The organism is Mycolicibacterium anyangense (genome assembly GCF_010731855.1).
GTDB classification, from domain to species: Bacteria; Actinomycetota; Actinomycetes; order Mycobacteriales; family Mycobacteriaceae; genus Mycobacterium; species Mycobacterium anyangense.
This window is the reverse complement of sequence record NZ_AP022620.1, coordinates 5,004,626-5,019,960: the sequence shown is the minus strand read 5'-3', so window position 1 is coordinate 5,019,960 and position 15,335 is coordinate 5,004,626. Positions and strand designations below refer to the sequence as shown.

At 67.2% G+C, this 15,335-nt stretch carries 21 protein-coding genes; 14 read left to right on the top strand and 7 right to left on the bottom strand.

The features are described from left to right. The first annotated feature begins 39 nt into the window (after window positions 1–39). Window positions 40–489 (top strand): YciI family protein, encoded by a 450-nt coding sequence (locus G6N35_RS23790; protein ID WP_163806696.1) that lies wholly within the window; start codon window positions 40–42, stop codon window positions 487–489. A gap of 45 nt (window positions 490–534) precedes the next feature. Further along, complete coding sequence (gene fadD8 / locus G6N35_RS23785; RefSeq protein ID WP_163806694.1) at window positions 535–2,136, top strand: fatty-acid--CoA ligase FadD8; 1,602 nt, start codon at window positions 535–537, stop codon at window positions 2,134–2,136. 4 nt (window positions 2,137–2,140) lie between these two features. Here the strand turns inward: fadD8 and G6N35_RS23780 are convergent, their stop codons facing one another. Further along, window positions 2,141–2,359, bottom strand: a complete 219-nt coding sequence (locus G6N35_RS23780; protein WP_163802237.1) for a hypothetical protein — start codon at window positions 2,357–2,359, stop codon at window positions 2,141–2,143. 104 nt (window positions 2,360–2,463) lie between these two features. Between G6N35_RS23780 and G6N35_RS23775 the strand changes: the two genes are divergently transcribed. From G6N35_RS23775 to G6N35_RS23745, 7 genes are all read left to right on the top strand, one after another. Continuing rightward, window positions 2,464–3,159 (top strand): HAD family hydrolase, encoded by a 696-nt coding sequence (locus tag G6N35_RS23775; RefSeq protein ID WP_163806692.1) that lies wholly within the window; start codon window positions 2,464–2,466, stop codon window positions 3,157–3,159. Between the two features lie 56 nt (window positions 3,160–3,215). Beyond that, the gene (locus tag G6N35_RS23770) at window positions 3,216–3,554 is read left to right on the top strand and encodes a hypothetical protein (protein WP_163806690.1); all 339 of its coding nucleotides are present in this window, start codon (window positions 3,216–3,218) and stop codon (window positions 3,552–3,554) included. 11 nt (window positions 3,555–3,565) lie between these two features. Continuing rightward, window positions 3,566–4,018 carry a nitroreductase family deazaflavin-dependent oxidoreductase gene (locus tag G6N35_RS23765; protein WP_163806688.1) on the top strand — a complete coding sequence of 151 codons (453 nt, stop codon included), beginning with the start codon at window positions 3,566–3,568 and terminating at the stop codon, window positions 4,016–4,018. A gap of 11 nt (window positions 4,019–4,029) precedes the next feature. Beyond that, window positions 4,030–4,647, top strand: a complete 618-nt coding sequence (locus tag G6N35_RS23760) for a hypothetical protein (RefSeq protein WP_163806679.1) — start codon at window positions 4,030–4,032, stop codon at window positions 4,645–4,647. Next, window positions 4,644–5,549 (top strand): 1,4-dihydroxy-2-naphthoyl-CoA synthase, encoded by a 906-nt coding sequence (locus G6N35_RS23755; protein WP_163806676.1) that lies wholly within the window; start codon window positions 4,644–4,646, stop codon window positions 5,547–5,549. Before G6N35_RS23760 ends, G6N35_RS23755 begins: the two co-directional genes overlap by 4 nt. Before the next feature lie 71 nt (window positions 5,550–5,620). Then, window positions 5,621–6,469: an SDR family oxidoreductase gene (locus G6N35_RS23750; protein ID WP_163806674.1), complete on the top strand. Its 849-nt coding sequence runs from the start codon at window positions 5,621–5,623 to the stop codon at window positions 6,467–6,469. A gap of 15 nt (window positions 6,470–6,484) precedes the next feature. Continuing rightward, on the top strand, window positions 6,485–6,871 hold the full coding sequence (locus G6N35_RS23745; protein ID WP_163806673.1) for a VOC family protein: 387 nt from the start codon (window positions 6,485–6,487) through the stop codon (window positions 6,869–6,871). A 4-nt stretch (window positions 6,872–6,875) separates the two neighbouring features. Here the strand turns inward: G6N35_RS23745 and G6N35_RS23740 are convergent, their stop codons facing one another. From G6N35_RS23740 to G6N35_RS23730, 3 genes are read right to left on the bottom strand one after another with little or no spacing between them, the layout of a single operon-like run. Then, window positions 6,876–7,190 (bottom strand): DUF3349 domain-containing protein, encoded by a 315-nt coding sequence (locus tag G6N35_RS23740; RefSeq protein ID WP_163806671.1) that lies wholly within the window; start codon window positions 7,188–7,190, stop codon window positions 6,876–6,878. A 7-nt stretch (window positions 7,191–7,197) separates the two neighbouring features. Beyond that, window positions 7,198–7,482 carry a hypothetical protein gene (locus tag G6N35_RS23735; protein WP_163806669.1) on the bottom strand — a complete coding sequence of 95 codons (285 nt, stop codon included), beginning with the start codon at window positions 7,480–7,482 and terminating at the stop codon, window positions 7,198–7,200. 29 nt (window positions 7,483–7,511) lie between these two features. Further along, entirely contained in the window at window positions 7,512–8,768 is a 1,257-nt protein-coding gene (locus G6N35_RS23730) for an inorganic phosphate transporter (protein WP_163806667.1), read from the bottom strand. A gap of 244 nt (window positions 8,769–9,012) precedes the next feature. On the opposite strand from G6N35_RS23730, the gene G6N35_RS23725 reads away from it, so the two are divergent. From G6N35_RS23725 to G6N35_RS23705, 5 genes are read left to right on the top strand one after another with little or no spacing between them, the layout of a single operon-like run. After that, entirely contained in the window at window positions 9,013–9,315 is a 303-nt protein-coding gene (locus G6N35_RS23725; RefSeq protein WP_163806665.1) for a DUF3349 domain-containing protein, read from the top strand. Between the two features lie 50 nt (window positions 9,316–9,365). Then, complete coding sequence (gene menE / locus G6N35_RS23720) at window positions 9,366–10,511, top strand: o-succinylbenzoate--CoA ligase (protein WP_220098521.1); 1,146 nt, start codon at window positions 9,366–9,368, stop codon at window positions 10,509–10,511. Between the two features lie 27 nt (window positions 10,512–10,538). Continuing rightward, window positions 10,539–11,411: an alpha/beta fold hydrolase gene (locus G6N35_RS23715; protein WP_163806662.1), complete on the top strand. Its 873-nt coding sequence runs from the start codon at window positions 10,539–10,541 to the stop codon at window positions 11,409–11,411. Next, entirely contained in the window at window positions 11,408–11,800 is a 393-nt protein-coding gene (locus tag G6N35_RS23710) for a TIGR03668 family PPOX class F420-dependent oxidoreductase (RefSeq protein WP_163806660.1), read from the top strand. Before G6N35_RS23715 ends, G6N35_RS23710 begins: the two co-directional genes overlap by 4 nt. Before the next feature lie 29 nt (window positions 11,801–11,829). Further along, the gene (locus G6N35_RS23705; RefSeq protein ID WP_163806658.1) at window positions 11,830–13,185 is read left to right on the top strand and encodes a hypothetical protein; all 1,356 of its coding nucleotides are present in this window, start codon (window positions 11,830–11,832) and stop codon (window positions 13,183–13,185) included. Here G6N35_RS23705 and G6N35_RS23700 read toward each other — a convergent pair. From G6N35_RS23700 to G6N35_RS23690, 3 genes are read right to left on the bottom strand one after another with little or no spacing between them, the layout of a single operon-like run. Beyond that, entirely contained in the window at window positions 13,099–13,578 is a 480-nt protein-coding gene (locus G6N35_RS23700) for a hypothetical protein (protein ID WP_163806656.1), read from the bottom strand. The two genes, G6N35_RS23705 and G6N35_RS23700, sit on opposite strands and share 87 nt — an antisense overlap. Further along, entirely contained in the window at window positions 13,575–14,711 is a 1,137-nt protein-coding gene (locus G6N35_RS23695; protein WP_163806654.1) for a molybdopterin-dependent oxidoreductase, read from the bottom strand. Before G6N35_RS23695 ends, G6N35_RS23700 begins: the two co-directional genes overlap by 4 nt. Continuing rightward, on the bottom strand, window positions 14,708–15,334 hold the full coding sequence (locus G6N35_RS23690; RefSeq protein ID WP_163807891.1) for a methyltransferase domain-containing protein: 627 nt from the start codon (window positions 15,332–15,334) through the stop codon (window positions 14,708–14,710). Before G6N35_RS23690 ends, G6N35_RS23695 begins: the two co-directional genes overlap by 4 nt. Window position 15,335 lies beyond the last annotated feature (1 nt).

Below are 15,335 nucleotides of genomic sequence, written 5' to 3'. Positions count from 1 at the left end.
ATCAGTGCAACTCGTTCTCGACACCCAAGGAGGCAACCGATGCGCTACATGATGATCATGCGGTCCACGCCCGAAGCCCAGGCCGCGATGGCCGAGCAGAACGTCGGCTTCGACCAGATGATCGCGATGATGGGCCGCTACAACGAGGAGCTGGTCGAGGCGGGCGCTCTGTGGGCGGGTGAAGGACTGACGCCACCCGACCAGGGCTTCCTGGTCGACTTCAATTCTGACCCTCCGGAGGTCACCGAGAAGCCGTACATCGGGGAATCGTTCGACGGATTCTGGATCATCGAGGTGCCGTCGGCCGACGAGGCCAAGCGGTGGGCGGCCAAGTGCCCACTGGGTAGGGGCGTGACGCTGGAGGTGCGCAGGCTCGCGGAGGCCACCGAGTTCCCCCAGGACAACGAGTGGGTCCGCCGGGAGATCCAGTGGCGAGCCGACATCGCCGAGAAGCAGGCCGCCGACGCCCGCCAGGCCGCGGGCAGGTAAGACAGCCCTTCCTTCCGATCTGGAACACGTTCTAGTCTGGAAGTCATGAGTGATGACTTGCTGCGCCATCCCGTGCATTCCGGCCACCTGACCGTCAAGGCGCTCAAGCGCAACAAGGACAGGCCGGTGCTGCACCTGGGCGACACCACGCTGACCGGCGGTCAGCTCGCCGAGCGCATCAGCCAGTACATTCAGGCATTCGAGGCCCTCGGTGCGGGGACCGGAACCACCGCCGGCCTGTTGTCGCTGAACCGGCCCGAGGTGCTGATGATCATCGGCGCCGGCCAGACCCAGGGGTACCGACGGGTGGCACTACACCCTCTCGGCTCACTCGACGATCACGCCTACGTTCTCAACGACGCGGGCGTGACGTCCTTGATCATCGACCCGAACCCGATGTTCATCGAGCGGGCGCAGGGTCTGCTGGAGAAGGTGCCCGGCCTCAAGCAGGTGCTGACCTTGGGGCCGGTGCCCGACGCACTGGCCGACTCCGCGGTGGATCTGATCGCCGAGGCCGCCAAGTACCAGCCGAAGCCGCTGGTGGCCGCGGACCTGCCGCCCGATCATGTCGGCGGCATGGCCTACACCGGCGGCACCACCGGCAAGCCCAAGGGTGTGCTGGGCACCGCGCAGTCGATCACCACGATGACGACCGTCCAGCTCGCCGAGTGGGAGTGGCCGGAGAACCCGCGCTTCCTGATGTGCACCCCGCTGTCGCATGCCGGGGCGGCCTTCTTCGTGCCGACCATCATCAAGGGCGGCGAACTGGTGGTGCTCACCAAGTTCGACCCGGCCGAGGTGCTGCGGGTGATCGAGGAGCAGAAGATCACCGCCACCATGCTGGTGCCGTCGATGATCTATGCGTTGATGGACCATCCGGATTCCCACACCCGCGACCTGTCCTCGCTGGAGACGGTGTACTACGGCGCCTCGGCGATGAACCCGGTGCGACTGGCCGAGGCGATCCGCCGGTTCGGGCCGATCTTCGCTCAGTACTACGGCCAATCCGAAGCGCCGATGGTGATTTCGTATCTGGCCAAGAAGGACCACGACGAGAAGCGGCTCACCTCCTGCGGGCGACCCACGCTGTTCGCGCGCACCGCCCTGCTCGACGCCGACGGCAACGAGGTGCCCCAAGGCGAGGTCGGCGAGATCTGCGTGTCCGGACCGCTCTTGAGCGGTGGGTACCACAATCTGCCCGAGGAGACGGCCAAGACGTTCAAGGACGGCTGGCTGCACACCGGTGACATGGCGCGCGAGGACTCCGACGGCTTCTGGTTCATCGTCGACCGGGTCAAGGACATGATCGTCACCGGCGGGTTCAACGTGTTCCCGCGCGAGGTGGAAGACGTCGTCGCCGAACATCCGGCCGTCGCGCAGGTCTGCGTGATCGGCACCCCCGACGAGAAGTGGGGTGAGGCCGTCACGGCGGTGATCGTGCTGCGCCCGGATCACCCGTCGGACGACGCGGCGGTGGCCAGGGTGACGGAGGAGATCCAGGCGGCGGTCAAGGAACGCAAAGGGTCGGTTCAGGCGCCCAAGCAGGTGATCGTGGTCGATTCGGTGCCCGTCACCGCGTTGGGCAAGCCGGACAAGAAGGCTGTGCGCGCACAGTTCTGGGAAGGCTCGGACCGAGCCGTCGGCTAACGACTCAGCAGAGGGCGGCGGCACAGAAGATGCCGCCGCCGATCAGGGCGATGCCCATCGCGGGCACGGTCAGGCCCATCGAGAGGGTGACACTAACGCCGACGATTGCCGCGATCAGCACGATGACCAGGGCGATCGCCATCAGGTGGCGACGTGCGCCGGTAGCAGCGCGGGGCGACGCGACGGTCAGCGCCGCAGGACTCGGTCCATTTGCAGTGGTCATCGCGCACCTCTCTCGTTGTGAGTGGAATCACCATACATCCGCAACAGTGATAGTCATCACGTATCGACGCGAACGCCATTTTCACGAGGTGCGACGATGGCTTCATGCCAACCCGCGCCGTCCTGTTCGACTTCTCCGGCACCCTGTTCCGACTCGAGGAAGACGACAGCTGGTTCGCCGGGCTGCACCTGATCGACGACACCTTGTCCCCCCGCGGCCGCCGCGAGGTCGACGAGCACGTCCAGGCCGAGTTGATGGAACGCCTCACCCACCCCACCGGTGGCCGCGGTGTCGAGATGTCCGAGGACGCCTATCAGACCTGGGCGCGCCGCGATCTGGCGCCGCAGCTGCACCGTGAGGCGTACCTCCATGTGCTGCGCGCGTCGGGGCTTGCCGAGGACGACGCCCGATCGCTGTACAGCAAGGTCGTCGACCCCGCGTCGTGGGCGCCGTACCCCGACACCGTCGAGGTTCTGGAGACGCTGCGTTCGCGCGGCCTCAAGGTCGCGGTGGTTTCCAATATCGCCTTCGACATCCGTCCGGCGTTCCAGGCGGCAGGCGCGGAGGTCGACGAGTTCGTGCTGTCCTTCGAAGTGGGTTCGGTCAAGCCCGATCCGCAGATTTTCCGGGTGGCGCTGGAGCGGCTCGGGGTGTCGGCAGCGGAGGCGGTGATGGTCGGCGACAGCGAGGAGAACGACGGCGCCGCGCGCAGCCTCGGCTGCGGCTTCGTTCTGGTCGACCCGCTGCCGATCGACCAGCGGCCGACCGGACTGATCGACGGGCTGCGTGCCCGCCTCTGAGCGACTAACCGGACGGCCCGCAGAAAGTTGTCGGCGTGCTATGCGAGCGTGCCGCTATGCCGAACCAATACCTGCTCCGCGGTACCGAGCTGCGGTACACACTCACCCGACTACTCCAGCTGATGGGGCAGAGCTCGGTGACCGAACTCGTTGCCGCACTGGACAAATGGAACTTCAGCGTGCCGGGACGGCCAGCCAAGACGGTGTCCGACGCACTGCGCTGGGAGATGCAGCACGACCGGGTGCTGCGACGCGGCCGGGGTAGATACAGCGCGACCGGGATGCCGCGCAGCACCGAGCATCGGATCATCACCCGGGTGGCCGCACTGCGCAGCGCCGCGGAGTCGCGCAGAGGCGGGCACGACTCCCCCACGCCAGCCCTGCCCGGCGGGTAGCGTGGGACGCCATGGCTGACTCCGAGCGCATCACGCCGCCGTGGTGGCTGAAGCCGATGAACAAAGTCTTCATGAGCATCGTGCGACTGGGCCTCATCAAGGACGGTCCGGTGGTGTTGACGGTGCCGGGCCGGACGTCCGGCAAGCCGAGGGCCACACCGGTCACCCCGTTCACCGTCGACGGCAAGCGGTACGTGGTGGGCGGCTTCCCCGGTGCCGACTGGGTGCGCAATGTGCGTGCCGCCGACGTCGCCACCCTGACCCAGGGCAAGCGCTCCGAACGGGTCCACCCGGTGGAACTGCCCGCCGACGAAGCCCGCCCACTGCTGCGGGCATTTCCCACCCTGGTTCCCACCCGCGTGAGCTTCATGAAGAACGCCGGGCTGGTCACCGAGGGCAGACCTGAGGAATTCGAAGCGCTTGCCGGGCGATGCGCGGTGTTCCGGTTCGACCCGGTCTCGTGACCCGGCTGGCGATGGCAGTTGCGGTGGCGCTTGCCGCCGCCATCGTGAATTCCCCTGCAGCACAGGCAGATCCATACTGCACCGAGGACGGACCACCGCCCGGATCGGCCAGCAAACCCTACGACGGCGGCACGGTCTGGATCAGCCCGGACGGCCTGGTCGGCGTGACGACCGCGGCGGGCAACGGCCGAATCAGGGTGCCGGGGGCGTCGCCGATGCCACTTCAGGCGATGGTCATCGACGCCCAGGCCAACGGCCAACGGCAGCTAATCGTCAGCAACGGCCGGGTTGCCCACCTGTTCGCACTCGACGGCTGCACGATCGACACTGTCTACAACGGGCAAGGCGATCCATTCCTGTTCGACCTGCAGAACCTGCGCGGCAATGGCACCGGAGTCGGATGCAGTGATCTGGGTGACGGACCGCATCTGGTAGGACTGCAAGCGCTGCCCGACGGTTCCGGGTACACGGTGCGCCGCACCGAGATCGACCTCGACGGGTCGATCGCGACCATCGGCCGCTCCGACACCGTCGCAGGCACGTCGCAGCAGGACCCGGTCGTCGCGTGGGCGAGGACCATCAGCTGCGGTGAGCGGACCATGACCCAGGACGGAGTTCAACAGCCTTGAGTTCGGACAACCCCTTCGACCCGTCACTGTGGCGAGCCGTCGACGGCTTCGCGGACCTGACCGACATCACCTATCACCGGCACGTCTCCGACGACACGGTCCGGGTGGCGTTCAATCGGCCCGAAGTGCGTAACGCGTTCCGTCCGCACACGGTCGACGAGCTGTATCGCGCGCTGGACCACGCCCGGATGTCGCCCGACGTGGGGGTGGTGCTGCTGACCGGCAACGGGCCCTCCCCCAAGGACGGCGGGTGGGCGTTCTGCTCCGGCGGCGATCAGCGCATCCGGGGACGCAGCGGCTACCAGTACGCCGCGGGCGAAACCGCCGAGACCGTCGACCCGGCGCGCGCTGGCCGGCTGCACATCCTCGAGGTGCAGCGGCTGATCCGCTTCATGCCCAAGGTCGTCATCTGTCTGGTCAACGGCTGGGCCGCCGGCGGTGGACACAGCCTGCATGTGGTGTGCGACCTGACCCTGGCCAGCCGTGAGCATGCCCGCTTCAAGCAGACCGACGCCGATGTCGGCAGCTTCGACGGCGGATACGGCAGCGCGTACCTGGCCCGCCAGGTCGGGCAGAAGTTCGCCCGCGAGATCTTCTTCCTCGGCGAGACCTACACCGCTGAGCAAATGCATCACATGGGTGCGGTCAATCGGGTGGTCGAGCACGCCGAGCTGGAGACCACCGGCGTGGCCTGGGCCAAGGCCATCAACGGTAAATCGCCTCAGGCGCAACGCATGCTGAAGTTCGCCTTCAACCTGCTCGATGACGGGCTGGTCGGCCAGCAGCTGTTCGCCGGGGAGGCAACCCGGCTGGCCTACATGACCGACGAGGCCGTCGAGGGCCGGGACGCCTTCCTGGAGAAGCGCGACCCGGACTGGTCGCCGTTCCCGCGCTACTTCTAGCGATTTCGGCGCGTTTACCGTCGCTGGACGACGGTAAACGCGCCGAAACCACAAGTCCGAGGAGTCCAACCGTGAATCCGTTGCGCCGCAAGGTGACCGAAGCGATCGCCCTGACCGGCATGCGACCGCCACTCAGCATGCCCACCGGTACCAGGGTGAGCCTGCGAGGCAAGCGGGTATTGGTGACGGGCGCATCCTCGGGCATCGGTGAAGCCGGTGCCGAACTGTTCGCCGACGCCGGCGCCGAGGTCATCGTCGTCGCACGGCGCGCCGATCTGCTCGATGCCGTCGCCGATCGCATCAACGGCAACGGAGGGACAGCCAGGGCCGTCCCGTGCGACCTCGCCGACCTCGATGCCGTCGACGCCCTGGTCGAGACGGTCGGCGACATCGACATCCTGGTCAACAACGCCGGCCGCTCGATCCGCCGGCCGCTGGCCGAATCGCTGGACCGCTGGCATGACGTCGAGCGCACCATGACCCTGAACTACTACTCCCCGCTGCGGCTGATCCGCGGTTTTGCTCCCGGCATGATCGAACGCGGCGACGGGCACATCATCAACGTCTCGACGTGGGGTGTGCTCAGTGAGGCCCCACCGCTGTTCGGGGTGTACAACGCCTCGAAGGCCGCACTCAGCGCGGTCAGCCGGGTCATCGAAACCGAGTGGTCCGCCCAGGGCGTGCACTCGACCACGCTGTACTACCCGCTGGTCGCAACGCCCATGATCGCCCCCACCAGGGCCTACGACGGGCTGCCGGCACTGAGCTCACGGGAGGCCGGACAGTGGATGATCGACGCGGCCCGGCACCGCCCGGTGCGCATCGCACCGCGCATCGCGGTCACCGCACGCGCCATCGACGTCGTCGCACCCGGTGTGCTCAACCGCATGATGAAGCGTCAGCGCGTACAACCCAACTGAGGTAGACACACAACCATGGAGATCCTGGCGAGCCGGACACTGTTCCGGCCGGCCGACTACGACCGCTCGGTGCGCTTCTACCGCGACGACATCGGTTTGGCCGTCGCCCGCGAATACAGCGGCGGCACGGTGTTCCATGCCGGGCAGTCGCTGATCGAGCTCGCCGCACACGGAGCCCCCACCACACCGGGTGGGCCGTTTCCAGGTGCCTTGTGGCTACAGGTACGCGACCTCTACACCGCCCAGAGCGAATTACGAAGCCGCAGTGTGGACATCACCCGTGAGGCACGGCAGGAATCCTGGGGACTGCACGAGATGCATGTGGCCGACCCCGACGGGGTGACGCTGATCTTCGTCCAGATTCCCGAGGATCACCCGCTGCGCAGGGATACCCGCGGCTGATCGGTCAGCTGACGGCAGCCAGCGGCCAGCCGACCATCGCCAACCGCCCCGCGACCTGATTCATCTCGTCGGGCGTCGGCTCTTTCTCGATGGTCTCGCGGATGGCGGCGCGGATCTGATCCGCCGTCACCGGGCTTTCGGCGTCACCGTCCTTGAGGATCGTGAAGGCGGCGGCCACCACGTCGTCTTCTGACAGCGTCCGCTTCAGCAGAGCCAGCAACGGGTAGTAGTCCTTCGGCGGGACGCCGTCGGGATACCCGCTGCGAAGCCAGCCCAGGACGTTCTGGAAGAAGCTCGAATTCTCGGTCTGCGTGGTCATCGGCCAGTCACTTCTTGGGCAGCATCGGGAACAGATCGATGCCGAAGTGGTGGATGATCGTCGCCCTGGTGATCCAGGCGACCGCGGTGAGGATCACCAGCGAGACGAACACGAACAGCAGGATGCCGAGATACTTCAGCGCCGGATTGGCCTTGTGGATCACGTGGTCGGCTTCTTCGCCGCCGGCACCGAAGGAGTAGGCCAGCATCCCGGTGGCGAACAGAGCGGGAAGCCCGGCACCCAGCACCAGTCCGACGACGAGCACCTTGAAGATGGACTCGAAGTAATTCATCTACGTTGTCCTTTTCTCGAAAGCCGCGGTCAGACCGACGCCGTGGGCGTAGCCGGCTTGGCGGCCTTGGTGGCCTCGCGAACCTCGGCCGGCACAACGGAGTTCGTCGACGTGTCCCAATCGGCGTTGACGTTGTTGTGGTCGACCTTCTGCTGCTGGGCGCGCCACCACATGTAGCCGGACAGGCCGACCAGGATCAGGAAGATCAGACCGTCGCCCATCAGTTGAGAGTCGGTGACGTCCTTGACGACGTAGGACAGCCAGTAGGCCAATGCCCCCACCAGCGCTGCAGCCGGCAACGTGACCAGCCAGGCCACTGCCATGCGGCCGGCGACCGCCCAGCGCACCTCGGCTCCGGGCTTGCCGACGCCGCTGCCCAGGATCGAGCCGGTGGCGACGTGGGTGGTCGACAGCGCCATGCCGGCAGCGCTCGAGCTGAGAATGATCGCGGCAGAGGACGCTTCGGCGGCCAGGCCCTGCGGCGACTCGATCTCGACCAGGCCCTTGCCAAGTGTGCGGATGACCCGCCAGCCACCGATGTAGGTGCCGAGGCCGATCGCCAGGGCGCAGCTCAGGATGATCCAGAACGGCAGGCCGTCCTTCTTCACGTCACCGGTCAGGTGGCCGGTGGTGATGAGGGCGAGCGCAATGACACCCATCGTCTTCTGAGCGTCGTTGGTGCCGTGCGAGAGCGCGACCAGCGAGGCGGTGGCGATCTGTCCCCAGCGGAAGCCTTCTTCGCGGCGGCGCGCCAGCACCTTGCGCGTGATGCGGTACACCAGCCAGGTGCCACAGGCTGCCACGATGCCGGCGATGACCGGTGCGGCGACAGCGGGGATCAGCACCTTCTGAGTGACACCGGCCCAGTTGACGCCCTTGGTGCCCAGCGCAGCGAGCCCGGCACCGATCAGGCCGCCGAACAGCGCGTGCGAGGAGCTGGACGGGATGCCGAACAGCCAGGTGAGCAGGTTCCACAGGATGCCACCGATGAGGCCGGCGAAGATGATGGTCAGGCCCATCGAGGCGTCGATACCGGGCAACAGGTGACCGGTCTTGGAGTCCTGGACCTTCAGCACCGACGTCGTGACGGTGACGGCGACCTCGACCGAGAGGAACGCTCCGACCAGGTTCAGCACACCGGCGAGCAGTACCGCGGTCTTGGGCTTCAGGGCACCGGTGGCGATCGAGGTCGCCATCGCGTTGCCGGTGTCATGGAACCCGTTGGTGAAGTCGAAAGCCAACGCAGTGGCTATCAGCAGCACCAGGATGATCATCTCCGCGCTCATGGCTGTGATTCTGCTGGGTCAGGGGACTCTTTGACCAGTTGCCGAAAGTCACTGAAACGCGCCGTACCTGGGCATTTGCGAACTGCCCGCAGGTGTTCACCTGCTGTTCATCTGGCGGCATTGAGCGGTTGGCCTACCCGGGGAGGCTCAGGGTAGATCAATGGGAGCGGCGCGCCGGTGCGCCGTCTAGGATTTCGACATCCAACGGGCGTCTCCACTGCGCCCCGGCCAGGGAGATGCCGCGGTGACCAACTTCATCACCAAGATCGTGGCCTGGATCAAATCGGGGTACCCCGACGGGGTGCCCCGCCCCGACCAGGTTCCGCTGTTCGCGCTGCTCCGTCGTCGCCTCACCGACGAGGAGGTCACCGCCGTCGCTCAGACCCTGTTGGACGGCGGTGAGTTCGACCACGTCGACATCGGCGTCCTCATCACCCGGATCACCGATGAGCTGCCCGCCACCGAGGACATCGAACGGGTCCGGGCCAATCTGGCGACGCACGGCTGGCCGCTGGACGACCCCCGCGACAGTGAGGACGCCGAATAACCACCCTCAGAGCACTCGCCATCCCCTCCGGCCCGTCGGCACTGTCGCTGATGGCCGCCCTGGAGGGGGTGCTCGACGGTCGTGATGCCCCGCTGGTTCCCATCCCCGCCGGCGATCTGCGCGAAAGCGAACTGCTGACCACCTCTCTGCGGGTCGGCGAGGAGATCGACGACGACGTCGCCCTGGTGGTCTCGACGTCGGGCACCACCGGAACACCCAAGGGCGCGATGCTGACGCCCGCGGTGTTGATCGCCAGCGCGTCGGCCACTCACGATCGCTTGGGCGGCTCGGGTACCTGGCTGCTCGCACTGCCGGCCCACCACATCGCCGGGATCCAGGTGCTGGTGCGCAGCCTGCAGGCCGGCACGGTACCGGTGGAGCTGGACGTCTCCACCGGGTTCGACGTCACCGAATTGCCAACGGCGATAGCCCAACTCGGGTCGGGACGCCGCTACACCTCACTGGTGGCGACCCAACTGGCCAAGGCCCTGCTGAATCCAGGGGCCACCGCGGCGCTGGCCGAACTCGATGCCGTGCTGCTCGGTGGCGGCCCGGCGCCGCGGCCGGTGCTCGAGGGCGCGGCGGCGGCCGGGATCACCGTGGTGCGCACCTACGGCTCCAGTGAAACCTCCGGTGGCTGCGTCTACGACGGGGTGCCGCTCGACGGAGTGCGAATCCGGCTGGATGACGGTGCCGAGCCCGGCGTGGGCCGCATCGTGATCGGCGGATCGACCTTGGCCAAGGGATACCGCACCCCGCCCGACCCGGACCCGTTCGCCGAGCAGGGCTGGTTCCACACCGACGACCTCGGCATGCTCGACGATGCCGGACGGCTGCTGGTGCTGGGCCGTGCCGACGAGGCGATCAGCACCGGTGGCCTGACGGTGATGCCGGCACCCGTGGAAGCGGTGCTGTCGCGGCATCCGGCCGTCGCCGATTGCGCGGTGTTCGGGGTCCCCGATGACCGACTCGGCCAGCGCGTGGTCGCCGCCGTGGTGCTGACACCGGGCGCTGTCGAGCCCAGTGTGGCGGAGATCAAGGAGTATCTGGCTCACTCGCTCGATTCGACGGCCGCACCGCGGGAACTCCATGTGCTGGACGAATTGCCCCGCCGGGGCATCGGAAAGCTGAACCGCCGGGCATTACGGCAGCGCTTCGAAAACGGTGGGGATTTGCCAGGCGGCTACGGTTGGTGAACAATTGTTCACTAAAGGAGGTCTGCGATGGGCGAGCTGAAATATCTCGACCTGCACGGTGACCAGGTGGCTTATCTCGACGAGGGTCAGGGCGAGGTGATCCTGCTGCTGCACGGGATGGCCGGAAGTTCCCAGACGTGGCGTTCGATGATCGGACCGCTCTCGCGCAGGTATCGCGTGGTGGCGCCGGACCTGCTCGGCCACGGCCGCTCCGCCAAACCGCGCAGCGACTACTCGCTGGGCGCCTTCGCCGTCTCGCTGCGGGACCTGCTCGACGAGCTCGGCGTGGCACAGGCCACCGTCGTCGGGCACTCGCTCGGCGGCGGGGTCGCGATGCAGTTCGTCTATCAGCATCCCGACTACGCGCGGCGGCTGATCCTGATCGGCAGCGGCGGCCTGGGGCAGGACGTGGGCTGGACGCTGCGCCTGCTGTCGGCGCCCGGTGCGGAATTGATCATGCCGATCATCGCACCGCCACCGGTGCTGTCGGTCGGTGAGAAAGTGCGTTCCCTGTTCGCCAAAATGGGCATCGAATCACCCCGTGGTGCCGAGATCTGGAACGCCTACAGCTCGTTCTCCGATGCCGAAACGCGGCAGGCCTTCCTGCGCACGCTGCGTTCGGTGGTCGATTACCGGGGGCAGGCCGTCAGCGCGCTGAACCGACTGAACGTCAAGGCCGATCTCCCGACCATGGCGATCTGGGGGGATCAGGACGCCATCATCCCGGTCGAGCACGGCTACGCCGCGCAGAAGACCCGCCCTGATGTCCGGCTGGAAGTACTGCCAGGAGTAGGTCACTTCCCGCAGGTCGAACGGCCCATGGAGGTCGTCGACCTCATCGAGGACTTCATCGCCAGCACACCGGGCTCGGTGGTCGAACAGCCCGCCACCCCAGTGTGACTTCGGGATTCGCGTCCGCACCCGTCGCACGGCTGGCCACGGTAACCCCGGAAGGCCTGCCGCACATGGTGCCGATCGTATTCGCCGCCGACGGCGACATCCTCTACACCGCTGTCGACGGCAAGCCCAAGTCGACCAACCGATTGCGGCGGCTGGCCAACATCGCGGCGAACCCGTCGGTCAGTGTGCTGGTCGACCACTACGCCGACGACTGGTCCCAGCTGTGGTGGGTGCGGGCCGACGGGGTGGCGACGGTGCTGTCCGACGGCGGCGAGTTCCTGCATGCGGTGGCGCTGTTGCGAGCGAAATACCCCCAATACAAGTCGGTTTCACTGGACGGTCCGGTGATCCGGATCGCCGTGACGCGGTGGACGTCCTGGCCATCGTGAGGCGCTCTGGGTAGGTACTCTCGGAAGCTGTGAGTATCGGGCGCAGAGAAGCGATCGCCGTCAGCGTCGGTGTGCTGCTGGTGGTCGCGGCGTTCGTGGTGCCACACCTGAACCTGGGCATCGTCACTCCGCTGATCAACAGCACACCGGCGCAGATCAACAGCTTCGCGCAGACGGCACCGATCTTCGGGTGGTGGAACGCGCACATCGGCTGGGGCACCGTTCCCGCCATCCTGATCGGCGTCGCCGCCGTCGTCTGGGGTAAGGCTGTCGCACAGCGACTGTCCTGGCGGGCGCTGACGTTCACGGTGTGGGCCACATCGTTCGCCTGGGCCTTCGCATTGGCCATGATCGACGGCTGGCAGCGGGGTTTCGCGGGCCGGCTCACCGCCCGTCACGAGTACCTGCGCCAGGTTCCGACCATCACCGACATCCCCGAAGCGGTCCGCACGTTCGCCAGCAGAATCCTGGATTTCCAGCCGAATTCCTGGATCACCCACGTCTCCGGGCATCCCCCGGGCGCGCTGCTGACGTTCGTGTGGCTGGACCGCATCGGCTTGGGCGGTGGCGCATGGGCGGCCCTGTGGTGTGTGTTGATCGGGTCCTCGGCGGCCGCGGCGGTGATTGTCGCCGTCCGCGCGCTCAGTGACGAGTCGACGGCGCGGCGGGTAGCCCCCTTCGTGGCGGTGGCGCCCACTGCGATCTGGATCGCGGTGTCCGCCGACGGCTACTTCACCGGGGTCGCCGCCTGGGGTATCGCGCTGCTGGCGTTGGCCGTTCGCCAGCGTGTACGCGCGCCGTGGCTTGCCGCGATCGGGGCGGGCCTGCTGCTCGGCTGGGGCATCTTCCTCAATTACGGCCTGGCCCTGATGGCCCTGCCCGCCGTGGCAGTGCTGATCTGCGCGGCCGACTGGCGGACCGCCGTGCGCGCGCTGGTTCCGGCCGTGCTGGCGGCACTGATGATCGTTGCGGTGTTCGCCATCGCCGGCTTCTGGTGGTTCGACGGCTATACCCTTGTCCAGCAACGCTACTGGCAGGGGATCGCCATGAATCGGCCGTTCCAGTACTGGGGATGGGCCAACTTCGCATCGGTGGTGTGTGCCGTCGGCCTCGGCACCGTCGCCGGGATCGGTCGGGTGTTCGACCTTGCCGCGATCAAGCGGCGCTCCGGCCTTCACCTGCTGGTGCTCGCGGCATTGGCGGCGATCGTGTTCGCCGATCTGTCGATGTTGTCCAAGGCCGAGACCGAGCGGATCTGGCTGCCGTTCGAGGTGTGGCTGACCGCCGCAGGCGCCCTGCTACCCGCCCGCACCCAGCGGTGGTGGCTGGGTCTCAATGTCGTCGGGGCCCTTGCGCTGAACCACCTGATCTTGACGAACTGGTAGCAACCGGTCTCCGACCAGGTACAGCAGCGCGGCACCCCACACCACCGCCAGCGCGATCCAGAACCCGGCCTGGTAGTTGCGATCCAGCACGGTGAGGTTGTCCAGGTGCTGTCCGGGCTTGCTGTAGACCGGAATAGCCAGCGCCACAAGCACAACCGTCAACAGAGCGGCCACAAGGACCGGCGTCCACCACCGGTGCGGCAGGATCCGCCGCCCAGCGAAGCCGACGGCCACACACAGCGGGGCGAACACCGCATCGTGCAGGAGAACACCGATCAGCGACCACGCCACAATGCGGACGATCACCTCGGTGGAGTTGTCCCACAGCAGCACCGCGCCATAGGCGCCGACAGCCAGGCCGGCCAGCAGCAACAGCACCCGGATGGCATTCACTGGACCACCTCAACCCTGGTCAACCACTTCGTCTGCAGCACACCGGGTCTCGTCGGCGCAATCAGGCGGCACGGGTAACCGTGGTCGAGATCCAACGTCTCACCGTTGAGCTTCAAGGCGATCAGAGTCATCGAGTCACGGGCATGCCGGGCCGGCAGTACCGTCCGCGAGTACGGCCCCGGGCCCTCCAGGGAGATCATCCGGACATCCGAATCAGGATTTCCACCAACAGCTTTCACCAGATCCGCGAGGACCACTCCGGTCCAGTCGGCGGTGGCACTCCAGCCCTCGACGCACGCGATCGGCAGCCGGTGCGTGGTCTGCGGCATCGCGGCCAGATCAGCCAGGGAGAAGGCCTTGGTGGTGGAACCGTTGACGACGGTCAGCCGGTAATCCGGCGACTGGGCCGGCCGGATCACCCCGGCCGCCCATGCCGTCCGATTGACTGGAACACCCTGCGGACCCCGGCCCGAGCGCGGCGCGAGCAACGACACGTTACGGAGCCACGAGATCGTCTGCCCCGCAGTCACAACCGTGGCGACACCCACTGCCAGCCAGGTTCCCCCCAGCACCGCCCGGCGGCTGGGGCCACGGTGCGGCATCAGGTCAGCGGTGGGGATCTCGTCGAGCGGCTCCCCGAGCGCGCGGCGGATCACGGGGAGCTTGACGGCGATATGCACCAGCACGGCCCCAGCCGCCACATAGGCCATCGCGTAGTGGCTGGTGGTGAAGAAGAACGTGAACGCATACCACTGGGCGATATTCATCACACCGGTGGACAGCTGAAACAGCATGGCGCCCACCAGCACCAGGATCGAGGCTCGCTCGAACTGCCGGGTCAATCCACCGATGATGGGCCGTTCGAACAACTTCGGATATACCGACCACAGCTTGACCACCAGCAGCGGGATCGCGGCGATCCCGGAGATCACATGCAGCCCCTGGGTGAACTGGTAGAGCCATACCGGTCGGGTGGGCCAGAAGAACCAGGGCTGGGGGTGCTGGATGAAGTGGCTGATCAGCCCGGTGAAGAAGCACAGGGTCACAGCGATGCCCAGTGCGACCCCGACCCGGGCCGTCACCGCGGTGCCACGCAAGGAGTACTTGGTGACGGTTCCCGACTCCCCGGTCATTTCAACGCGAGTGTAGCCACGAGACGGTCGCCGATCGGGTGAATCGACGCCAATGCCAAACCGACCTCATCGGCCAGCGCGGCCGCACAGTCTGCCCCGACCGCCGCCCAGCGAAACCAGGGCCCCACACTGCGGGAGGACTCCAGCCGCACCCAGCTGCTGCGCACACCGGCCACCCCCGGATCGAACTCGACCACACAGCGACCGCCACGGCACATCAGTTCGGCCGCCCGGCGCAGCACCCGCAGCGGATCACCGGCCAGCCCGACATTGCCGTCGGCCAGCAGGACGGTGCGCCACCGGCCAGTGGCCGGCAGCGGGTCGAACACGTCGCGCAGCAGTGCGGGGGCGCCATTGCGGCGGGCCAGCCGGACCGCGGTCGCGGACTGGTCGACGCCCAGCGCCGGGATGCCGCGCCGAATGAGGTGGGAGACCAATCGTCCTGGGCCGCAACCCAAGTCGATGGTCGGCCCGTCACACAGCTCCACGACGGCGGTGTCGAACGTCTGGTCCGAGCTGTGCCCGAACCAGCTGTGCACCGGCAATCGGTGCAGCCTACCGTCGTCATGGCGGAGCCAACACCGCTCGCCGTCGAGTGCACGGTCGTAGAGCTGTCCCAACATG

Coding starts and splice junctions, on each gene's coding strand:
- G6N35_RS23790 (WP_163806696.1), top strand. CDS start 40: ATGCGCTACATGATGATCATGCGGTCCACGCCCGAAGCCCAGGCCGCG.
- fadD8 (WP_163806694.1), top strand. CDS start 535: ATGAGTGATGACTTGCTGCGCCATCCCGTGCATTCCGGCCACCTGACC.
- G6N35_RS23780 (WP_163802237.1), bottom strand. CDS start 2,359: ATGACCACTGCAAATGGACCGAGTCCTGCGGCGCTGACCGTCGCGTCG.
- G6N35_RS23775 (WP_163806692.1), top strand. CDS start 2,464: ATGCCAACCCGCGCCGTCCTGTTCGACTTCTCCGGCACCCTGTTCCGA.
- G6N35_RS23770 (WP_163806690.1), top strand. CDS start 3,216: ATGCCGAACCAATACCTGCTCCGCGGTACCGAGCTGCGGTACACACTC.
- G6N35_RS23765 (WP_163806688.1), top strand. CDS start 3,566: ATGGCTGACTCCGAGCGCATCACGCCGCCGTGGTGGCTGAAGCCGATG.
- G6N35_RS23760 (WP_163806679.1), top strand. CDS start 4,030: ATGGCAGTTGCGGTGGCGCTTGCCGCCGCCATCGTGAATTCCCCTGCA.
- G6N35_RS23745 (WP_163806673.1), top strand. CDS start 6,485: ATGGAGATCCTGGCGAGCCGGACACTGTTCCGGCCGGCCGACTACGAC.
- G6N35_RS23740 (WP_163806671.1), bottom strand. CDS start 7,190: ATGACCACGCAGACCGAGAATTCGAGCTTCTTCCAGAACGTCCTGGGC.
- G6N35_RS23735 (WP_163806669.1), bottom strand. CDS start 7,482: ATGAATTACTTCGAGTCCATCTTCAAGGTGCTCGTCGTCGGACTGGTG.
- G6N35_RS23730 (WP_163806667.1), bottom strand. CDS start 8,768: ATGAGCGCGGAGATGATCATCCTGGTGCTGCTGATAGCCACTGCGTTG.
- menE (WP_220098521.1), top strand. CDS start 9,366: ATGGCCGCCCTGGAGGGGGTGCTCGACGGTCGTGATGCCCCGCTGGTT.
- G6N35_RS23715 (WP_163806662.1), top strand. CDS start 10,539: ATGGGCGAGCTGAAATATCTCGACCTGCACGGTGACCAGGTGGCTTAT.
- G6N35_RS23695 (WP_163806654.1), bottom strand. CDS start 14,711: ATGACCGGGGAGTCGGGAACCGTCACCAAGTACTCCTTGCGTGGCACC.
- G6N35_RS23690 (WP_163807891.1), bottom strand. CDS start 15,334: ATGTTGGGACAGCTCTACGACCGTGCACTCGACGGCGAGCGGTGTTGG.